Below are 17,642 nucleotides of genomic sequence, written 5' to 3'. Positions count from 1 at the left end.
CCACTCATATCCAGGTTCATTATCATGGGCAATTTCATTGGGAGCGAAAGCTCCCCGATGACGTCGTCGGCACATCCGGCGGTCATCAATCGTTTCTTTTCCGGTAGCGCCTGGATCGAAGGCGCCGCTTTAGACCAACTTGACGAAATGTCCCGCCTGCCGGGTGTTATGGAAATCGCCGCCTTTCCAGATCTGCACCCCGGAAAATATGGTGCGACTGGCGTGGCATTGTTGTCGTCCCGGCTGCACCCGCTGTTGATCGGCAATGATATCGGTTGCGGCATGTCGCTCTTCGGCCTGGATCTTCCGTTGCGCAAACTGAAGATCGACAGGGCGGCGGAACGGCTTCGCCGGTTTGAAACGCAGGCGATCGGAGATGCCGCGGAACTTCTCGCGGAGGCAGGTCTGTCCACCGATCTGACACCCGGTGCGCTTGGCACGATCGGCGGCGGCAATCATTTCTGCGAGTTGCAGGCTGTGGAGGATCTCGCCGAAGGCGGATCTGCCGAGGGACTCGATGATCAGGGGCTCTATCTGCTGGTTCATTCCGGTTCGCGCTCTCTTGGTGCCACCATATTCTCGGAGATGGTGGCCGCTCATTCGGGGCTCGCAGCCGGTCTTGCTTCCGGTTCTGAGGCCGGCACCGCCTGGCTTATGCGCCATGACCAGTGCGTTGCCTGGGCATCGTTGAACCGACGACTGATCGCAGAACGGGCGGCCGCAGCGCTTCATGTCGATCTGCGTCTCATCGCCGACGTGCCGCACAATCTCATTCGCCCGTCCGATCGTGGGTTTGTGCACTACAAGGGTGCGGCAGCGGTCGTATCGGGCAAACTTGCGCCGATTGCGGGATCTCGAGCGAGCCTCAGTTATGTGGTTCGTCCGAGCGCTGGCGTTGCCCGTTCGCTGGATGGCATCTCTCACGGGGCCGGTCGCAAATATGACCGCGCCACCATGCACGGGCGTGTCGGCCGCAATCGCTCCGAACGAGAACAGCTGTTGCGCAATTCCTGGGGCGGTATCGCCATCTGCGACGATCGCTCCCTTGTCGTCGAGGAGGCGGCATCCGCATACAAGGATGCCGGGCAGGTGGTGACCGATCTGGAAAATGAGAGCCTGGTCGTGAGGCTTGCCAGCTTTCGGCCGCTTGTCACCTTCAAGAAGGCGGTTGATGAAGCGGAAGTTGAGCAGCGCCGGCGAAAACCTGAATATCGCAGGGAAGGAGGACGTGGCCATGAGCGCTATTGATCTTCTCATTACCGCAGGCAACGGCCCGGTGGAATGCCGCATGGCGCTGGCGGCGCTTCTCGGCATTCTCGAGCGGGAGGCTGTACGGCTCGGGTGCTCTTTCGAAACCAATCTTGGCCCGATGCCGGATCAGCACGGTGCAAAGTCGGCAATCGTCAGCCTCAATGGTTTCGAGGCGGAGCAGATTGCCAATGACTATTGCGGGACGATCCGTTTTACCTTCAAGAGCCAGGTGCGTCCGGGTCACAAACGGCAGAACTGGTATGTCTCGGTTCAGCGTATCGATACAAAACCGGAAGGCGGCGAGGTGACGATTGATCCAGCCGACCTGCGTTTCGAGACGCTGAGAGCCGGCGGACCGGGCGGGCAGCACCAGAATACGACCGACAGTGCGGTTCGCGTCCTGCATCGGCCTACGGGTCTTGTCGCGACCGCGCGCGATGAGCGTTCCCAGCATCGCAACAAGGCCCTGGCGCTCCGGCGTCTGGAGGCAATGCTGCGCCATCTCGAAGTGGAGAAGCAGGAGGCGGCCAAATCCGGGCGCTTCATCGCCAACCGAACCATCGAGAGAGGCAACGAAGTCAAGAGTTTCAAGCTGTGATCCGCAATCGCATGGACTGACCACAAACAGCAAACGGCGTCCTTCCGCGAAGGGCGCCGTTTTCACAGGTCACGACATGCCGCGTCTTTCCGCGGCGTTGCAGATCCCTACTCCGCCGCCTGCCGGGCCATCGGGTTGTTCGGGTGCGTGGTCCAGTTGGCATAGTTCGGATCGACCACGCGGCCGGTGCGCTTGTCGAGGGCGCCGGCGGGAAGCTGCTCCATGGTGATGCAGTTCTCGACCGGGCAGACGCTGACGCAGAGATTGCAGCCGACGCATTCCTCGTCCACCACCTCGAAATGGCGAGCGCCATCGACGAAGTTGGTGATCGCCTGGTGCGAGGTATCCTCGCAGGCGATGTAGCAGCGGCCGCATTTGATGCAGGCGTCCTGGTCGATCTTCGCCTTGGCGATGTAGTTGAGGTTGAGATATTGCCAGTCGGTGACGTTGGGCACGGCGCGGCCGGTAATGTCGTCGAGGCTGCGGTGGCCCTTTTCGTCCATCCAGTCGGAGAGGCCAGTGATCATCTCCTGGACGATCTTGAAGCCGTAGGTCATCGCCGCCGTGCAGACCTGGACGTTGCCGGAGCCGAGCACGAGGAATTCGGCCGCGTCGCGCCAGGTGGTGATGCCGCCGATGCCCGAGATCGGCAGGCCGTAGGTTTCCGGATCGCGGGCGATCTCGGCCACCATGTTGAGCGCGATCGGCTTTACCGCCGGGCCGCAATAACCGCCATGGCTGCCCTTGCCGCCGACCGTCGGGTTGGGGGCGAAGTTGTCGAGATCGACGGAGACGATCGAATTGATCGTGTTGATCAGCGAGACGGCATCGGTGCCGCCGGCCTTGGCGGCGCGGGCGGGGCGGCGGATATCGCTAATGTTGGGCGTCAGCTTGGTGATGACGGGCATGCGGGTGTACTGCTTGCACCAGCGCACGACCATCTCGATATACTCAGGCACCTGGCCGACCGCCGAGCCCATGCCGCGCTCCGACATGCCGTGCGGACAGCCGAAATTGAGCTCGATACCGTCGGCGCCGGTCTCTTCGACCAAGGGCAGGATCGCCTTCCAGGCCTCTTCCTCGCAGGGTACCATGATCGAGGCGATCAGCGCCCGGTCCGGCCAGTTCATCTTCACCTGCTTCATCTCTCGCAGGTTGGTGTAGAGGTCGCGGTCGGTGATGAGCTCGATGTTGTTCAGACCGAGCAGGCGGCGGTCGGCGCCCCAGATCGCACCGTAGCGCGGGCCGTTGACGTTGACGACGGGTGGGCCTTCCTCGCCGAGTGTCTTCCAGACCACGCCGCCCCAGCCGGCCTTGAAGGCGCGCTCGACATTGTAGGCCTTGTCGGTCGGCGGCGCAGACGCCAGCCAGAACGGGTTGGGGGACTTGATGCCGACGAAATTATTGCGGAGATCAGCCATTGTTCATTCTCCCCTTCAAGCGACCGCGACAGCCGGAGCGGCTGCTGCGGTGAGGGCACGATGGATGGATTCAGCCGCATCGCGGCCATGGGCGACGGCGGAAACCGTGAGATCGTCGCCGCCGAAGACGCAGTCGCCGCCGGCCCAGACGCCGTCGAGCGAGGTATGGCCTTCGCCATCGACAGCGATGCGGCCGGATTCCATGCGCAGCGAACCGAGACCAGAAGCGTCAAAGCTCTGACCGATCGCCTTGAAAATCTGGTCGGCGGCAATCACACCGGTTTCGCCGGTGCCGACCAGGCGGCCTTCGACAATCCTTGTATATTCCACCTCGATAGCGGCGACTTTGCCGTCCTGCGACAGGATCGATTTCGGCGCCAGCCAGTGGCGGATGATGACGCCCTTGGAGCTTGCCAGATCCTGCTCGAATTCCGACGCGTTCATGTGTTCCTTGCCACGGCGGTAACAGATCGTCACCTCCTCGGCGCCGAGCAGCTTTGCCTGCACGGCAGCGTCGATCGCCGTCATGCCGCCGCCAAGGACGACGACGCGGCGGCCGATGGCGATGTCGCTCTTGTCTTCGGCCTGGCGGAGGGCGGCGATGAAATCGACGGCGTCGTCGACGCCTGCAAGGTTCTCGCCCTCGATGCGTAGCGCGTTGACGCCGGCAAGGCCGATACCGAGGAAGACGCCGTCATATTGCGCCTGCAGATCGGAAAGCGAGAAGTCGCGGCCGAGACGCTCACCGTGCCGGACCTCGATGCCGCCGATCGCGAGGACGTAGTCGACTTCCTTCTGGGCGAAATCGTCGACCGTCTTGTAGGTGGCGATGCCGTATTCGTTGAGGCCACCGGACTTTTCCCTGGCATCATAGATGACGACGGAATGGCCGTTTACGGCCAGTCGATGGGCAGCGGCAAGGCCGGCCGGGCCGGCGCCGACAACGGCGATCGTCTTTCCGGTCGGTTCGGCTCTGGCATAGAACTGCCGGCCGGCCTGCATGGCGGCATCGGTCGCATAACGCTGCAGGCCGCCGATCTCGACCGGCCGCTCTTCAGCCGTGTTGCGCACACAGGCCTGTTCGCAGAGTTCTTCGGTGGGACAGACGCGGGCGCACATGCCGCCAAGGATGTTCTGGTCGAAGATCGTCTTTGCCGAGCCGATCGGATTGCCGGTCGAAATCTGGCGGATGAACAGCGGAATGTCGATCGAGGTGGGACAGGCCGTCATGCATGGCGCGTCGTAACAGAAATAACAGCGGTCAGCGGCGACCAGCGCCTCATGATTGTCGAGGCGCGGATGAAGATCGGAAAAATTAGCCTCATACTCGGTGGGCGAAAGCCGGCCGGCATGAATCCCCGTTTCCAGTCGTTCCATTGAAGTTCCCTCATTATTGGTAAACGGCCTGTGAGGGAAAGCGTAACTCAGGTTTAAAAATTTATCAAACGGTAAAATTTTGACGATTTTGTCTTGCTGTCTCGCAAGTAATCCACTGTTTTTGCTGGAAGAAATTAATCGCTCTATATCAGTGAAACGGCTGAGCGCGCGATGAAGGAAGGGCATCCGAAAAAAGATTCAAAAAAGTCGAATTTTTTTCGGATGGCAGGGAACCAAAGTTTGATGTCGTCGTTATTGCGATATCCGGATGGTGATCGCATCGACCCAACATGCGCGCCCCCAACCCACTATCCGGACGTACTCACGGTCCCCTCCCGGTGAGTGAAGACAGCCGGTGCGCCGCCCTCGCACCGGCTGTTTTTCCGTTTTTGGCTGTCTCCAAGGCTTTCACACTCGCTTGAAGATCTCGAATTCAGTTTCCGGAATGGTCAGACGATATTCGATGCGGCCGGGAACGAGGTTCAACTCCGCCTTGCCGTTGACCGAAGAAGGCACGACACGCTCCAGCACGGTGCGGCCGAAGCTGTTGTCGCTGAATTCGTGGACTTCCGACTGATCATGCAGCACTTCCGCCCAGGCGACTTCGATCGCTTTCCTGTCGTTGATCATGGCTTCGCGGCAATTCAGCGTGATGGACGCGGCGCCGCCTGATATCGCGCCAAAGGAGGCGGAGTTGACGATGAGTTCGTGGAGGGCGAGCCCGAGATGCACGGCGGCATTCGGCGTCAGATGAGCGTTGATCCCGTAGATCGGCATGGAGCCGGCCGTCTCCGGCCAATAGGGGGCAAACTGCTTTTCGGCGAGTTCGAAGAGATAGGCGCCACGCCAGCTCGAATCCGTGATCAGGTCCTGCGAGTTGGAAAGCGATTGCAGCCGTCCGCGGAACTTGAGGAGGAAGCTGTCGAGAGAGAGCGTGTTGCGCGCCGTCTGCGTGGCAATGCCCTGGATGATGGCGAGGAGGTTCTTCGAGCGGTGTGAGAGTTCGCGCAGCAGCGACTTCAGAACTTTTTCGCGATGCCGGCTTTCGGTGACTTCAGCCATGACGGACAAAAGTCCATATGCGCCGCGTTCGCCGGTGCGCTGGATCTTCAGTTCATAAGTGCGCCTTTCGCCGTCAACGTCGATCTCGACTTCGGCATTGTTGGGGATGCCGGTTTCCAGCACCTTGTGTTTCAGCGCTGTCAGATATCGCCCATGGGCGTCGCCGAAAAGGGCGGCGTCGCTGCTGCCGGGCGTAAAGAGTGCTGCAAAATGCGGCGGCAGATTTTCGGCGTAGAAAATCGACAGTCGGGCGTCCTGGCAGAGGATCGAAATCCCGGCGCTGCCGAGCGCGCGTTCCATCATTGCGGCTTTGCCTTCGAAGGTAAAAGGCATGCCGGACAATGGTTCAGTCGTATTCACTCGGCCGCCTTTCCTTGTGACATCTTGAACGTCGCTGAAGGGAGCGCCCTTACAGACACCGCCTGCCAACTCTAGAACAAAGCGCTGCAAAAAACCGTTAAAGCCACCGGAGCGTCCCGGTAGCACCGGAACGCCTGCTTTGGCGATTTGGTTCCGAAGGCCGGAAAATTGCGTCTCAGGCGGCTACTCTGGTCGATTCATTGAAGAAAAGAGCCTGGCTGATCAGTGCCTTGACCATGTCGGGATTGAACGGCTTGGTGACCAGGAAAGTCGGTTCCGGGCGCTCGCCGGTCAGAAGCCGTTCCGGGAAAGCGGTGATGAAGATCACCGGCACGCTCGACGTCTTGAGGATGTCGTTGACTGCGTCGATACCGGAGCTGCCATCGGCAAGCTGGATGTCGGCCAGCACCATGCTCGGCTTGGTCTTGTTGTAAAGCGCCACGGCCTCGGCATGCGTACGGGCAATGCCGGTGACGCGATGGCCGAGGCTCTCGACCATCTGCTCGATATCCATGGCGATCAGCGGTTCGTCTTCGATGATCATGATATCGGTTGCGACCTGACGGGAAATCTCCTGCGACGCGACGTCGAGCAGATGCATGACATCCTGTTCCTCGGTCTCCAGAATTTCGGCGATTTCGGCGACGCGGAAATTTTCCACGGAGGCGAGCAGGAAGGCCTGACGGGCGCGCGGCGAAACCTTGGAAAGGTTCAGCGTGGCGCGTTGCTCCCAGGCATAGGGCGAGGTCGGCTCTGGAATCTGGACTGCGGTGGAACCAAACAGTTGCGTGAACAGTTTGTAGAGTGCGACCCGGTCATTCGCCGTATCCGGAAAAATCGACAGATCGGCGATGATGGCTTCGAGAACGGCGGCGACATAAGCGTCGCCCGAAGTCTGAGTGCCGGTAAGGGCGCGGGAATAGCGGCGCAGATAAGGAAGGTGCGGCGCAATCCGAGTAGAAAGTGTCATTAATGGGCTCCTGCATACAGGCCGGCATTGGCTTCAATGAGCGGTTAACGCCGCCTTGATAAAAAAGTTCCGGAAGGGGAGGAACTTTTTTCGTCGCGCCGCATTATTCCAGCCGACGAAGAAAGGGCGTAGCGTTTTGACCCATGCAACGGCAAATGCCAGCGACATCGACAATGGAACGTTCGATGTCGATGGTTGAAATCGTGTTTGATCCCATCCACGCCCCTAGAACAGACAACCGGCGAGAAGACGAATTGATGACTACACGCAAGAAAGAAGCAGCCGATCAGCGAAAGCTGGAGCTGCGGGCAAGCGACATCCTGGACCCGAACAACCAGATCGGCGTCAGGCTGCGGTCGCTCTATTCGGCCGCACAGGATGAGGCGATTCCCGATCGTTTTCTCGACCTTCTCGAAAAGCTCGACCATGCTGAAATGATGGCTTCTGCCAAGATGGCCGAATAGGATCGCCGCATGGAAGACAAATCGCAACCCAGCTTCAAGCGGGAACTGCTGGCGGCACTCCCAAGCCTTCGCGCCTTCGCGATCTCGCTCATCGGGCGGCACGACCGTGCCGACGATCTCGTCCAGGACACCATCATGAAAGCCTGGGCCAAGCAGGATCATTTCGAGATGGGCACCAATATGAAGGCCTGGCTCTTTACGATCCTGCGCAACGAACTCTACAGCCAGATGCGCAAGAGCGGCCGCGAAGTGCAGGACAGCGACGGGCTGTTTACCGAATCGATGGCGATGCACCCCTCGCAATATGGTGCGCTCGATCTGCAGGACTTCAAGAAGGCGCTCGACCAGCTGCCGCCGGATCAACGCGAGGCAATCATCCTCGTCGGCGCCTCGGGTTTTTCCTACGAGGAGGCGGCCGAAATCTGCGGCTGCGCCGTGGGCACCATCAAGAGCCGCGTCAACCGGGCCCGCCAGCGGCTGCAGGAGTTGCTGCAGATCTCAGGCGAGGCTGATTTTGGCCCCGACGCCACCTCGGCGCCGCTGACGTCGAAGGCTTTCGCGTTCTGACAAGAGTCATATTTGGGAGGAAAGCCGGTTGCCCTTCGGGGCGCCGGCTTTTTTGCGTTTTTCGGTTATGCCATTGATATAATTGTGTGTATTCGCCCCTCATCCGGCTGCCGCCACCTTCTCCCCGCGAGCGGGCGAAGGAACATGTCGCACCCTCACCGTTCCCACCTCGCTCTCGCAGGGCACGTCCCCTCTCCCCGTTTTTACGGGGAGAGAGTTAGGGTCATATGCGCTAGGTTAAGCGAGCGTGTAGATCGTCGCATTGTTTTCGGCGTCGTCGCGGCGGCTCACAGAGGTGGCGACGACTTCGCGTGACGAGATTACAGACGGCCTGCCACAGAAGTGGTCCGCGGATGGCGGCGCAAATGGTGGCCAGGGCGATCTTCATGAGACGCCAGCGCGATGGGCTTGCCAATGGGGGGCTAGCCAGTGGGGTTGCCACATCCAGAGGGGGGAGAGTCCGGGACTTGCCCGGCAATCTGTTCGGCAATGATGGCGACGATCAGTCTGGCGTAGAGCCATGCCCGGGCCAGTTCCGGCTTCTTGGCCGGCAAGCTGTCGAGGCCGGCCAGGCTCTTGAACCGTTTGAACGCCAGCTCGATTTGCCAGCGGAAGCGATAGAGGGTGAGGATATCGGCCGGCGGGAAGGTGGCGGTCGGCAGCGAGGTCAGCAGCAGAATGTACTTCGCCGCCTCGAGACTGCGCGGATCGGGTTTTTTGCCGCGCTTGCGGGCATCCTTGAGCAGGCGCTCTTGCTCGGCTTGGGCCTGTTGCGGATCCTTGCGCCGGACAATGAGGCGCAGGACCAGCGGCGGTGGTGGCGGCGTCCCCGTCATGCCTTCGTGGACACGAACCTGCACCTCGCCTTCCTGCTCTTGCTGAGCGGCGAGTGCGGCAAACAGATCAAAGGGCTCGCCATTCGTCTGCAACAGGCGCAACGAGTTCCAGCCGGTCCGCACGATGAAGTCTGCACCGGCATCGATCACCGGCCGCAGGTCGCGCGGTCTTGCATAGTAGCGATCGGCCAGCACGATATCGCCGGGTGCGTAGGTAAGGCGCTGAAGGTTCTCGGCACCATGGATGTCGGTCAACTCAAGCTGATCGACCTGAGCCGTTGCCAGATCGTAGCCGACATGCAACCGCCATGTCGTGCGGTCAGCGCCCGGATGGCAGATCGACGTTCCATCGAGCACACGCAAGCGATATCCCGCAAAGCGCCCCGTCGGCACTTTGGCCTGTTCGGCAATCAGCGCGGCCACGATGTCGCCAAGCCAAGGCGCCGCTTTGCACAGCCGCTCGAGCAGCGATGGGTCTGACAAACGGGCGATCCCGCCCGCTTCGGCCCATGCACAGGTCTCGCGTAGCGACATGCCAAGGCCGCCATAGGCAAGTGCCAGCCGCAACAGCGTCTCGGCATTCTTGATTTCCCGCACCCGCGTAAAAGCACCGCGCAACCGCGCCGTTGCTTCCAAGTCAAAACCCGCCGGAAGCCGCTCGCGCACTTCCGGCCAATGATCCAAAACCTCAGGACGAATCTTCATCCAAAGCTTGAATCACAACCAGATTCCTTATGTCCAGGGCTAAACCTAGCGCATATGAGAGTTAGGGTGAGGGGCAGCCGCTTGCTGCGCGTCTCCTCAATCAATCCTCGCGCTTTGACCCTACCAGATTGGCCGCGACGATTGCCGCCAGAACACCGGCGGTCAGGAGCGGCTGGGCGCGGATAAGACCGAGCCCGACCGTTGCCAGCGATTCGAGCGACGCACGGCGTTCACGGGCGCGGCGTGCTTCCCGGGCGTTGATGATCGACATCGCCACCAAGGCGATGATGGCGATCAGCAGCGCGCAGGCGGCCAGGAAGAGAGCAGCGCCGACCGGGCCGTAGATGCCGGCGAGCCAGATAGCGCCGGCGGTGACGGCCAGCGCGTAGGCTGTGAGGAGGAAGAGCACGGCAAGCGCAATGAAGATGCCATTGCGCTTGGCGCGCGCAACGGTCCGGTGCACGCTTGCGCCCGTCAGCAGGCTGAGGATCGGTAAGAGCATCGCGCTTCCTCAGCGCCGGGCGAGGAAGGCGATGGCAAGGCCGAAAGCGGCCGCAGCGCCGATGGTTGCCAGCGGATGCTTGCGCACGGTCTCGCGCATTTCCGTCGTTCCACGCTCATAGCCGTGCTGCAATTCGCGCAGCAGATCCTCGCTGCGGCCGAGCAGTTCCTCATAGCCGGCACCAGCCTGGCTGCGGATTTTTTCGCCCTGATGGCGTGAACTCTTGCCGACGAGGCGCGTCAGTTCGGCGAGTTCGCCGCGCAGCGCCTCGATCTGCTCCTCGATGCCGGATTCCAAATTGTGGAAGGTGCCGTTGCGGCGGCTGCGGCCGGACTGGAAGATAGAATAGCTCATGGCTGTCTCCATTGGCTGGGGCGCGCACAAGCCCGCCTGTTTCGCACGAGGGTCACCACCGTCCGTTGCATGAATGATATCGCCCGGCATTGACCCAGATCATGCCGGAAACGTGCCGGGCGATCAAAAGTTCCGCTCGCGCGGTGCTCAGGGGCGGGAAACGGCGCTATGGGCGAGTACGAAGGGCGTGCCATCTGATGGTACCTGGTTGATCCGCAGCGCGCAGCCGAACACCGAGAGCATCGTTTCGTTCGTCAGCACTTCGCCTATGCTGCCGGCAGCGGCGAGACGGCCGGATTTCATCAGCACGATGCGGTCGGCAAAGAGCGCCGTCAGGTTGAGATCGTGCATGACAGCGATGACACCGCCGCCGCGTTCGCAGAAATTGCGGGCGAGCGTCATGATGGTCAGCTGGTGGCTGATGTCGAGGCTCGAGACCGGCTCGTCGAGCAGCAGCCAGCAGGGCTTGCCGTCGACGATGGGCTCGGCGATCTGGCAGAGCACGCGGGCAAGCTGCACGCGCTGCTGCTCGCCGCCGGAGAGTTCCTGATAGAAACGGCCTTCGAAGCCGGTCAAGTCAACGGAGGCAAGCGCTGCCGTCGCCGTCTGCTCGGCCTTGTCGGGATGCAGGTTGAGGCCTGACGTCAGGCCCATGCGGACGATCTCGCGCACGGTGAAGGGAAAGGAGATGGTGCTTGCCTGCGGCAGTACCCCACGAATGGCGGCAAGCTGCCAGGGTTTCAGCGCCTGTACTTCGTCGTCGCCGATGCGCACCGAGCCGCCATAGGCAAGTTCGCCGGAGATGGCTTTCATCGTCGTCGTCTTGCCGGAGCCGTTCGGCCCGGCAATCGCCGTCAGTTCGCCGGCCTTTGCCGCAAAAGTCACGTCGCTGATGATGGTTTTGCCGGAAAGGCGCACGGAGACGCCGGAAACTTCGATCATCTCAATGTCACTCACGGGGGTCACTCACGACATCACTCACAGGGCAAGGCGCGAACGCTGCCTCAGCAGGATCCACAGGAAGAACGGCCCGCCGACCGCCGCCGTGATGATGCCGATCGGCAGCTCGGCCGGGGCGACCAGGGTGCGCGCCAAGACATCTGCGAAGATCAGCAGGGAGCCGCCGAGAAGAGCTGCGGCCGGCAGCAGGAAACGATGGTCGGGGCCGATCGCCATGCGCAGGATATGCGGCACGACGATCCCGACGAAACCGATGCCGCCGCTGACGGCGACGGACGCGCCGGTCGCCGCAGCGACACCGACGATCGCGACATTCTTCAGCCGCTGCACCGGCACGCCCATATGAAAGGCGGCCGCCTCACCGAGCGTGATGGCATTGAGGCCGCGGGCCATGAAGGGCAGGGCGGTAAAGGACAACAGGATGATCGGGCTGGCGGCGGCGATCTTCGTCCACGTGGCGCCGGCAAGCGAGCCCATGCTCCAGAAGGTCAGGTCGCGCAGCTGCTGGTCGTTGGCCATGTAGATCAGCAGTCCCGTGATGGCGAGGGCGAGCGCGCCGAGCGCGATGCCGGCAAGCAGCATCGTCGCCACCGAGGTCTGTCCGTGACGGGTGGCGATCCTGTAGAGCAGCAGCGTCGTGACGAGGCCGCCGCCGAAAGCGGCTGTCGGCAGAGCGTAGATGCCGAGAAGCGCCTCGACCGGCGCTGCGAGACCGCCACCGAGGACGATCATGGCAACCGCGCCAAAACTTGCGCCGGAGGAGACGCCGACGAGGCCGGGATCGGCCAGCGGATTGCGGAACAGGCCTTGCATCACCGTGCCGGAAACGGCCAGCGAAGCGCCGATCAGGAAACCGAGGATCGCCCTTGGCAGGCGGATATCGAAGATGATGATCCGGTCACGCGTGCTGAGCGCCGTCTCGGAACCGGCCATGTTGCTGATGACGTCGAGGATCGAGGCATCCGAGGCGCCTGTCGTCACCGAAAACAGCATCGAGAAGACCGAGCCGACGACGAGCAACGCGATCGCCAGCAAGGCGAGCCGCGTCCTGTCGCCCGCCTGCCTGATGTCGCGGATGTCCGCCATCGGGAATCGTCGCCTTTGTTCCATCATGGCTTGCGGCAGGGCCATGATCAGCCCCCGTAGATCGCCGTGTTGAGCTCACGCGCGGCGGCCGCGGTGCGCGGGCCGAAGCCGAGCAGGTAGACGCCATCCATTCGGATGATCGCTTTTTTCTCACCTGCCGGCGTCAGTGCGATCGCCGGCTGAGCCAGCAGGTCCTCGTTCTTGGTGCCGGCGCCATCGCCGCGATTCATCATCAGGATGATGTCGGGCTTGGCTTCGATGATCGCCTCGTCCGTCAGCGGCTTGTAGCCCGGGAATGCGCCGACGGCATTGATGGCGCCGGCGAGCTTGACGATGCCATCGGCGGCCGTGCCGGTGCCCGATGCCATAATCCGGCCGTTCTGGGCGCTGAGGATGAAGAGAACGCGCTTGCGCTCGGCCTCCGGGCGCTTTTCGGCATCGGCGATCGCCGCGTCGAGATCGGCCGCGACCTTTTCTTCAAGCGCCTTCGCCTTGTCGGGCACGCCCAGCAGCGTGCCGACACGGTCGATCTTGGCGATGATGCCGTCGCGGGTAAAGGCGCTCGGCACGGACTCGAAGGGAACGCTGGCATTTTTCAGCACGGAGAGCGCCTCCTGCGGGCCCGAACCTTCGACGGCGATGATCGCCGTCGGGTTCATGGCGAGGATGCCTTCCGGCGAGAGCGCGCGCATGTAACCGACATTGGGCAGCTTCAGCGCCGCCTCCGGATAGATGCTCGTCGTGTCGCGGGCGATCAGCCGGTTTTCTTCGCCGAGCGCATAGACGATCTCGGTGATGTCGCCACCGACAGAAACCAGGCGCGACGTGTCGAGCTTCTTTTCTTCGGCGTGGGCGGCGCGAACGAAGGCAAAGCCGTCGACCGCCCGCGCCGTCGGGATCAGCGGCAGCGCCATGACGGCCGCCGTCAGGGCCAGTTCCCAAGGGCGGATCCGGCGCAGATTGTTACGCGTCGTCATCGTTGCGATCCTTATGCGGCCACGCTTGCTGCCCGCGGCAGGTTTTCGATGATCTCGCGCCACTCCGCGCGTTCGTCGGAACCTTCCTGCCGCTTGCCGAAGAACTGGATGATCATCTCGCCTTCGGCATTGTAAGCTTCCAGCGAGGTGACGTGGCCGTCGGTGGTCGGCTTGCGCACGGCCCAGGTCTCGGCGATGTGATCCTGGCGCAGATGCAGGTGGAAGGTCGGATCCATGATATTGATCCACGGTCCCATCGGCTGCACGTTGAAGATCGGGCCGGAATGGATCTGGACGATGCCGTCATTGGCGACGAAGCACATGATCGGCAGGCCGGATTTCACCGAGGCATGCATCATCTCTGCCGTCGCGCTGTTGTCGAGCTTCCAGGCATAGTCGTCGCCGACGGTGCGCACGGCCGCCTGGCGGCCGATCTTCAGGCGCTTCAGCATGCCGAAGAACTGATGCGTATCGGTGAGCTTGCTCCAGTTGTCGCGCAACTCGTCACGGCTGACGTCGGTGGTCTCATCGGCGGCGTTCGAGGTTTCAGCTTCCACAAATTCCTGCGACTGGTCTTCCAGCTTCAGCTCGGCGACGATCGCGTGATAGGCCTCGATATTCGAGCTCGGGCGCAGGTGCACCTTGTGCACGGCGTTGCCGGCCTTGTCGAAATATTGCAGGCTGAGGCGCTCCTGATCGCCATCCTTCTTGGATACAGCGAAACCATGCTCCCAGCGGCTCGGGAAGATGCGCAGGTCGATATTCTCGCCGAGAACGATCGCGGCCTGCGCGCCGCTCTTGATGTTTTCGTAGACGCCGATCTTCTCGTGCACGGCACTTTCGTTGCGCGACAGCGCCATCACTTCGCCGAGGCCGGCCACGCGTTCGAGAAGCCTCAGCGCACTGCCATCGATGCGGGTCACGCTGATGCCGGTTTCGGCGGCGACGAGGGCTGCCTCGGAAATCTTCAGCTGGGCGGCGATATCGCGCTCGCGCATCTTCGGATTGTCGGCGCGAAACGCGCGGATTTCGGCTGGCGCCGGTCTTGTCTGTTCGGTCATATCCTACCCTACTTATTGAGAATGAGCTTGCCCTGACGGGTGATCTTCAGGCGATAGACCAAGCCGTCGTGTCTAATCATGATCTCGTTCGTGCCGCGGAAAAGATCCGCGCTTTCGACGATCCGGTGCTGCGCCGCAGGCTCGCTCTGCAGCGGCACGTGCTTAAAGTTATCTGGCTTTTCAACCATCATTTCGGTTGGCAATTCCATGAGGCCGGTGATCAGGGTCCCCGGTTGTGATGACAATTATCTTGACTTTCTTACTCATAGTTTTTTAAAGACGCAATAGGAGACTATTGTAGTCAAGTTTTTGAGATTGCTGATATGAGGCCGCCTGGCGGCGGTTCGCGACAATGGCGGAGAAGATGATGACGGTTAGGTTTGCGGCTGTTGCAGCCGGCATGGTGATGGCGGTTTCAAGCGTATGCCAGGCGCAGGATGCGGCAACCGCCAAGCTGGATGTCGAACTCAACGCTCTGGCGCCATCGCAAAAGGGCTGCATGATGACTTTCGTCGCCGAGAACAATCTCCAGACCCCGATCAACAAGATCTCCTTCGAGCTCGCCTTTTTCAACGACAAGAATGCCGTCGACCGCATCACCGTGCTCGACTTCCGCGATCTGCCGCAGGGCAAGAAGCGCGTGCGCCAATTCGATATGCCGAATGTGAAGTGCGAGACGGTCACCCGCATCATCATCAACGACACGCCGGTCTGTGACGGCCCGGCGGCGGGCGAATGCATGAAGGGTCTCGTCACCCGCTCGCAGATTTCCGTTCCCTTCGAGGGCTAGAGCGGTTCAGCTTTTCACGAAAGCGCAGAACCGCTCTAACCTTTTGTTTTTACGCAGTTCCGGACGGAAAACCGCTTCGCACTTTTCCTGGAATTGCTTTGAGAATACGCCGGGAATGAATCCCGGCGGGCATGGTCAGACTGTCCGAGGCATACAAATGGCAATTTCAGCGAAGACCAGATCGAGACAGGTGCTCATCGGGGAGCCGGACGCTGACGGCGGTCTGAACGACAACAACATGCATCCCGGCCACGAGCTTTCCGACCTGCGCAATGTGCAGCGGCAGCCGGCTGGCGAGGCGGTGGTCCATTATGCGCGTTTCGCGCAGATACCCTCCTTTCCCGATCATCCGGAGGCCGAACCGACAGCCTCTGTTCCTGCGCCGCCGATGGATGCAGCGGTAGAAAAGCAGGGAGACGAGAAGGCACCGGTGCGGAGACGGGTGGCGCTGACGTACATCTGCTCGCTGATCTTTCACGCGACACTGGCGGCTGTGCTGCTGATTGCTTTCCCCAAAGCGCCGGAGGAGGCAATCGAAGAAGCCGGTCAGGCGATGAGCGTCGTCATGTATGGCGATTCCGATATCGACCAGGCTGCTGCTGGCGAGACCGAAACGACCATCCAGCAGGAAATCATTCCCGAAGAAGTGCAGCCTGACACGATCCAGCCGACGCAAACGGCGGAAGTTCAACCGGAAACCGTGCAGCCGACCGAAGTTTCGCCCTTCGAAGCGCAGGATCCTATTCAGCAGGCGCCGGCACCGGAAGTGACGCGCGTTTCGCCCGAAACGGCCGCGGCCGTCGAGCCGGAGATTCTGGTGTCCGAGGTGCCGGCGGAGGAGTCCGTCGCGCAGCCAATGTCGACGGTTGTTCCCGAACAGCAGCAGGTGCCGCTCGACGCAGTGCCGCCATCCGAGGTACAGCCGACTGCGGTCCAGCCGAGCGAGGTGCAGCCTGCGGAAACCCCGGCGGAAGTCGCGGAGGAGACTCCACAGGGGGTGAAGCCCATAGAAACGGCAGAAATCCAGCCGAAACCGGAACAGCCGCCCGAGGTTGTAACGCCGACGCCAAAGCCGAAAGTGGCACAGGAGAAGCCCAAGCCGGTCGAGAAGAAGCGTCCGCCGCAGAAGGCCGCTGGCGACAAGGGGGAGGGGCAGCAGACTTCAACGCGTGGCGTTGCCGAAGGCAATTCATCGGCGCAATCCGACAACAGTTCGCAGGCCGCCAACGGCAATAACGGGGTGGGGACGGCCGCGACCGCAAACTATAAAGGCAAGGTCCGTAGCCGTATTCGGCGTGCGATCAGGAAGCCCCGAGGTGTCGAAGGCAGCGTTGTTGTCACCTTCTCAGTCAACGGCGGCGGCGGCCTGACCTCCGCTCGTGTCTCGCGTGGGTCCGGCGTTCCGGAGATCGATCAGCTTGCTCTCGATGCGGTGCGTCGTGCGGCACCCTTCAGCCCCCCGCCCGGTGGGCAGGCGATGACCATGTCAGCGCCTATCGAGATCGTGCCATGATAATATGATAAAAATAATCAACTTTATACTTTACTCTAAAAATCAAGTTTAATAAGGTCCACCCGCACACGCAGGAATCGTGTGACGATCAACGAGCGAACGGGTGGCATATGGCTCGCAAGGGCAAGAAGGGTTCGAACCGGGATGTCCGCGATAGCGTGGGCGAGGACGCTGGTCAGGCATCCCTCGGACGGTCCAAACTGGATGGCCGCAGTTTCCTCTATGTCGGTGGCCGTGACTGCCAGGTGGCGCATCTTCGCCAGATCTGCAGCAATTTCGGCGCTGAGCTCATCCACCATGATGGCGGTCTGCGCGAAGCGGTTTCCCGCATTGATACTCTGCTTCCCTCGGTCGACTGCGTCTTCTGCCCCATCGACTGTATCAGCCACGATGCCTGCCTGCGTGTGAAGACCGGCTGCAAGAAGTTCAGCAAGACCTTCATCCCGCTTCGCAACGGCAGCAAGTCCAGCCTGGAGCGTGCGCTGCAGACGATGAACGAACGAGACAATTCCCGATGAACGACCAGCGCCCCGACGGCTTCACCATGATCGGCCTGCATAAGCTCGCCGCGCAGACAGGCGAGGGCCTCGTGCCCGAACTCTACGAACTTTTCCAGCAGCATGCCGAACGCCAGCAGATCTACCAGAATGTGACGCTGTTCCCGACCTGGGAAGCGCGCATGCCCGGGGAAGCGACAACAAGACCGCTTGGCCCAGCAGCGGCAAACGGCGATAATGTTCTCGCCTTTCCCTTGCGTTCTGCAAGGGCGGGCAAGAGGAAGGCGTAGG

At 61.6% G+C, this 17,642-nt stretch carries 20 protein-coding genes; 8 read left to right on the top strand and 12 right to left on the bottom strand.

Annotated elements, in window-relative coordinates; all coding sequences use genetic code 11:
* Nucleotides 1-57 precede the first annotated feature (57 nt).
* Together AC2444_RS16590 and prfH are read left to right on the top strand one after the other, a co-directional pair.
* Nucleotides 58-1,248 carry an RNA ligase RtcB family protein gene (locus tag AC2444_RS16590; RefSeq protein WP_032996693.1) on the top strand — a complete coding sequence of 397 codons (1,191 nt, stop codon included), beginning with the start codon at nucleotides 58-60 and terminating at the stop codon, nucleotides 1,246-1,248.
* A complete protein-coding gene (gene prfH / locus AC2444_RS16585; protein WP_012758660.1) occupies nucleotides 1,235-1,849 on the top strand; it encodes a peptide chain release factor H in 615 nt (204 codons plus the stop codon). Before AC2444_RS16590 ends, prfH begins: the two co-directional genes overlap by 14 nt.
* 107 nt (nucleotides 1,850-1,956) lie before the next feature.
* Here prfH and preA read toward each other — a convergent pair whose 3' ends face one another.
* The 4 genes from preA to AC2444_RS16565 form a co-directional block, all read right to left on the bottom strand.
* Nucleotides 1,957-3,270, bottom strand: a complete 1,314-nt coding sequence (gene preA / locus AC2444_RS16580) for an NAD-dependent dihydropyrimidine dehydrogenase subunit PreA (protein ID WP_012758659.1) — start codon at nucleotides 3,268-3,270, stop codon at nucleotides 1,957-1,959.
* 15 nt (nucleotides 3,271-3,285) lie between these two features.
* On the bottom strand, nucleotides 3,286-4,647 hold the full coding sequence (locus AC2444_RS16575) for an NAD(P)-dependent oxidoreductase (RefSeq protein WP_012758658.1): 1,362 nt from the start codon (nucleotides 4,645-4,647) through the stop codon (nucleotides 3,286-3,288).
* Nucleotides 4,648-5,055: 408 nt separating this feature from the next.
* Nucleotides 5,056-6,051 carry a sensor histidine kinase gene (locus tag AC2444_RS16570; protein ID WP_017994949.1) on the bottom strand — a complete coding sequence of 332 codons (996 nt, stop codon included), beginning with the start codon at nucleotides 6,049-6,051 and terminating at the stop codon, nucleotides 5,056-5,058.
* Nucleotides 6,052-6,244: 193 nt separating this feature from the next.
* Nucleotides 6,245-7,039 (bottom strand): response regulator, encoded by a 795-nt coding sequence (locus tag AC2444_RS16565; RefSeq protein WP_003542253.1) that lies wholly within the window; start codon nucleotides 7,037-7,039, stop codon nucleotides 6,245-6,247.
* A 257-nt stretch (nucleotides 7,040-7,296) separates the two neighbouring features.
* Between AC2444_RS16565 and AC2444_RS16560 the strand changes: the two genes are divergently transcribed.
* Both AC2444_RS16560 and AC2444_RS16555 read left to right on the top strand, forming a co-directional pair.
* Entirely contained in the window at nucleotides 7,297-7,503 is a 207-nt protein-coding gene (locus AC2444_RS16560) for a NepR family anti-sigma factor (RefSeq protein ID WP_003542250.1), read from the top strand.
* Between the two features lie 9 nt (nucleotides 7,504-7,512).
* The gene (locus AC2444_RS16555; RefSeq protein WP_003542247.1) at nucleotides 7,513-8,070 is read left to right on the top strand and encodes an RNA polymerase sigma factor; all 558 of its coding nucleotides are present in this window, start codon (nucleotides 7,513-7,515) and stop codon (nucleotides 8,068-8,070) included.
* Between the two features lie 422 nt (nucleotides 8,071-8,492).
* On the opposite strand, the gene AC2444_RS16550 is transcribed toward AC2444_RS16555, so the two are convergent.
* The 8 genes from AC2444_RS16550 to hemP all read right to left on the bottom strand — a co-directional run bounded on the left by AC2444_RS16550 (nucleotide 8,493) and on the right by hemP (nucleotide 14,742).
* Nucleotides 8,493-9,611: an IS4 family transposase gene (locus AC2444_RS16550; RefSeq protein WP_012755893.1), complete on the bottom strand. Its 1,119-nt coding sequence runs from the start codon at nucleotides 9,609-9,611 to the stop codon at nucleotides 8,493-8,495.
* Between the two features lie 100 nt (nucleotides 9,612-9,711).
* A complete protein-coding gene (locus AC2444_RS16545; RefSeq protein ID WP_012758655.1) occupies nucleotides 9,712-10,113 on the bottom strand; it encodes a hypothetical protein in 402 nt (133 codons plus the stop codon).
* Nucleotides 10,114-10,122: 9 nt separating this feature from the next.
* On the bottom strand, nucleotides 10,123-10,467 hold the full coding sequence (locus AC2444_RS16540) for a DUF883 family protein (protein ID WP_012758654.1): 345 nt from the start codon (nucleotides 10,465-10,467) through the stop codon (nucleotides 10,123-10,125).
* Between the two features lie 147 nt (nucleotides 10,468-10,614).
* Nucleotides 10,615-11,409 carry a heme ABC transporter ATP-binding protein gene (locus tag AC2444_RS16535; RefSeq protein WP_012758653.1) on the bottom strand — a complete coding sequence of 265 codons (795 nt, stop codon included), beginning with the start codon at nucleotides 11,407-11,409 and terminating at the stop codon, nucleotides 10,615-10,617.
* 36 nt (nucleotides 11,410-11,445) lie between these two features.
* On the bottom strand, nucleotides 11,446-12,558 hold the full coding sequence (locus AC2444_RS16530) for a FecCD family ABC transporter permease (RefSeq protein WP_012758652.1): 1,113 nt from the start codon (nucleotides 12,556-12,558) through the stop codon (nucleotides 11,446-11,448).
* Between the two features lie 2 nt (nucleotides 12,559-12,560).
* On the bottom strand, nucleotides 12,561-13,490 hold the full coding sequence (locus tag AC2444_RS16525) for a heme/hemin ABC transporter substrate-binding protein (RefSeq protein WP_012758651.1): 930 nt from the start codon (nucleotides 13,488-13,490) through the stop codon (nucleotides 12,561-12,563).
* Between the two features lie 11 nt (nucleotides 13,491-13,501).
* The gene (locus AC2444_RS16520) at nucleotides 13,502-14,551 is read right to left on the bottom strand and encodes a hemin-degrading factor (protein ID WP_012758650.1); all 1,050 of its coding nucleotides are present in this window, start codon (nucleotides 14,549-14,551) and stop codon (nucleotides 13,502-13,504) included.
* 8 nt (nucleotides 14,552-14,559) lie between these two features.
* Nucleotides 14,560-14,742, bottom strand: coding sequence for a hemin uptake protein HemP (gene hemP / locus AC2444_RS16515; protein WP_012758649.1), 183 nt, complete (start codon nucleotides 14,740-14,742; stop codon nucleotides 14,560-14,562).
* 176 nt (nucleotides 14,743-14,918) lie between these two features.
* Here hemP and AC2444_RS16510 point away from each other — a divergent pair, with 176 nt between their 5' ends.
* The 4 genes from AC2444_RS16510 to AC2444_RS16495 all read left to right on the top strand — a co-directional run bounded on the left by AC2444_RS16510 (nucleotide 14,919) and on the right by AC2444_RS16495 (nucleotide 17,641).
* Nucleotides 14,919-15,341, top strand: coding sequence for a hypothetical protein (locus AC2444_RS16510; protein ID WP_012758648.1), 423 nt, complete (start codon nucleotides 14,919-14,921; stop codon nucleotides 15,339-15,341).
* 157 nt (nucleotides 15,342-15,498) lie between these two features.
* Nucleotides 15,499-16,854 carry an energy transducer TonB family protein gene (locus AC2444_RS16505; RefSeq protein WP_012758647.1) on the top strand — a complete coding sequence of 452 codons (1,356 nt, stop codon included), beginning with the start codon at nucleotides 15,499-15,501 and terminating at the stop codon, nucleotides 16,852-16,854.
* Between the two features lie 110 nt (nucleotides 16,855-16,964).
* Nucleotides 16,965-17,372, top strand: coding sequence for a DUF2325 domain-containing protein (locus AC2444_RS16500; protein WP_012758646.1), 408 nt, complete (start codon nucleotides 16,965-16,967; stop codon nucleotides 17,370-17,372).
* The gene (locus tag AC2444_RS16495; protein ID WP_003542206.1) at nucleotides 17,369-17,641 is read left to right on the top strand and encodes a hypothetical protein; all 273 of its coding nucleotides are present in this window, start codon (nucleotides 17,369-17,371) and stop codon (nucleotides 17,639-17,641) included. The genes AC2444_RS16500 and AC2444_RS16495 overlap by 4 nt, the downstream gene beginning before the upstream one ends.
* Nucleotide 17,642: the final 1 nt, after the last annotated feature.

It is taken from the genome of Rhizobium sp. WSM1328 (genome assembly GCF_057653715.1).
This window is presented reverse-complemented; position numbering and strand designations above follow the sequence as displayed.

Bases quoted from the DNA above. Each gene is read 5' to 3' on its own strand.
- AC2444_RS16590 (WP_032996693.1), top strand. From the start codon at position 58: ATGACGTCGTCGGCACATCCGGCGGTCATCAATCGTTTCTTTTCCGGT.
- prfH (WP_012758660.1), top strand. From the start codon at position 1,235: ATGAGCGCTATTGATCTTCTCATTACCGCAGGCAACGGCCCGGTGGAA.
- preA (WP_012758659.1), bottom strand. From the start codon at position 3,270: ATGGCTGATCTCCGCAATAATTTCGTCGGCATCAAGTCCCCCAACCCG.
- AC2444_RS16575 (WP_012758658.1), bottom strand. From the start codon at position 4,647: ATGGAACGACTGGAAACGGGGATTCATGCCGGCCGGCTTTCGCCCACC.
- AC2444_RS16565 (WP_003542253.1), bottom strand. From the start codon at position 7,039: ATGACACTTTCTACTCGGATTGCGCCGCACCTTCCTTATCTGCGCCGC.
- AC2444_RS16560 (WP_003542250.1), top strand. From the start codon at position 7,297: ATGACTACACGCAAGAAAGAAGCAGCCGATCAGCGAAAGCTGGAGCTG.
- AC2444_RS16555 (WP_003542247.1), top strand. From the start codon at position 7,513: ATGGAAGACAAATCGCAACCCAGCTTCAAGCGGGAACTGCTGGCGGCA.
- AC2444_RS16550 (WP_012755893.1), bottom strand. From the start codon at position 9,611: ATGAAGATTCGTCCTGAGGTTTTGGATCATTGGCCGGAAGTGCGCGAG.
- AC2444_RS16545 (WP_012758655.1), bottom strand. From the start codon at position 10,113: ATGCTCTTACCGATCCTCAGCCTGCTGACGGGCGCAAGCGTGCACCGG.
- AC2444_RS16540 (WP_012758654.1), bottom strand. From the start codon at position 10,467: ATGAGCTATTCTATCTTCCAGTCCGGCCGCAGCCGCCGCAACGGCACC.
- AC2444_RS16535 (WP_012758653.1), bottom strand. From the start codon at position 11,409: ATGATCGAAGTTTCCGGCGTCTCCGTGCGCCTTTCCGGCAAAACCATC.
- AC2444_RS16530 (WP_012758652.1), bottom strand. From the start codon at position 12,558: ATGGCCCTGCCGCAAGCCATGATGGAACAAAGGCGACGATTCCCGATG.
- AC2444_RS16525 (WP_012758651.1), bottom strand. From the start codon at position 13,490: ATGACGACGCGTAACAATCTGCGCCGGATCCGCCCTTGGGAACTGGCC.
- AC2444_RS16520 (WP_012758650.1), bottom strand. From the start codon at position 14,551: ATGACCGAACAGACAAGACCGGCGCCAGCCGAAATCCGCGCGTTTCGC.
- hemP (WP_012758649.1), bottom strand. From the start codon at position 14,742: ATGATGGTTGAAAAGCCAGATAACTTTAAGCACGTGCCGCTGCAGAGC.
- AC2444_RS16510 (WP_012758648.1), top strand. From the start codon at position 14,919: ATGACGGTTAGGTTTGCGGCTGTTGCAGCCGGCATGGTGATGGCGGTT.
- AC2444_RS16505 (WP_012758647.1), top strand. From the start codon at position 15,499: ATGGCAATTTCAGCGAAGACCAGATCGAGACAGGTGCTCATCGGGGAG.
- AC2444_RS16500 (WP_012758646.1), top strand. From the start codon at position 16,965: ATGGCTCGCAAGGGCAAGAAGGGTTCGAACCGGGATGTCCGCGATAGC.
- AC2444_RS16495 (WP_003542206.1), top strand. From the start codon at position 17,369: ATGAACGACCAGCGCCCCGACGGCTTCACCATGATCGGCCTGCATAAG.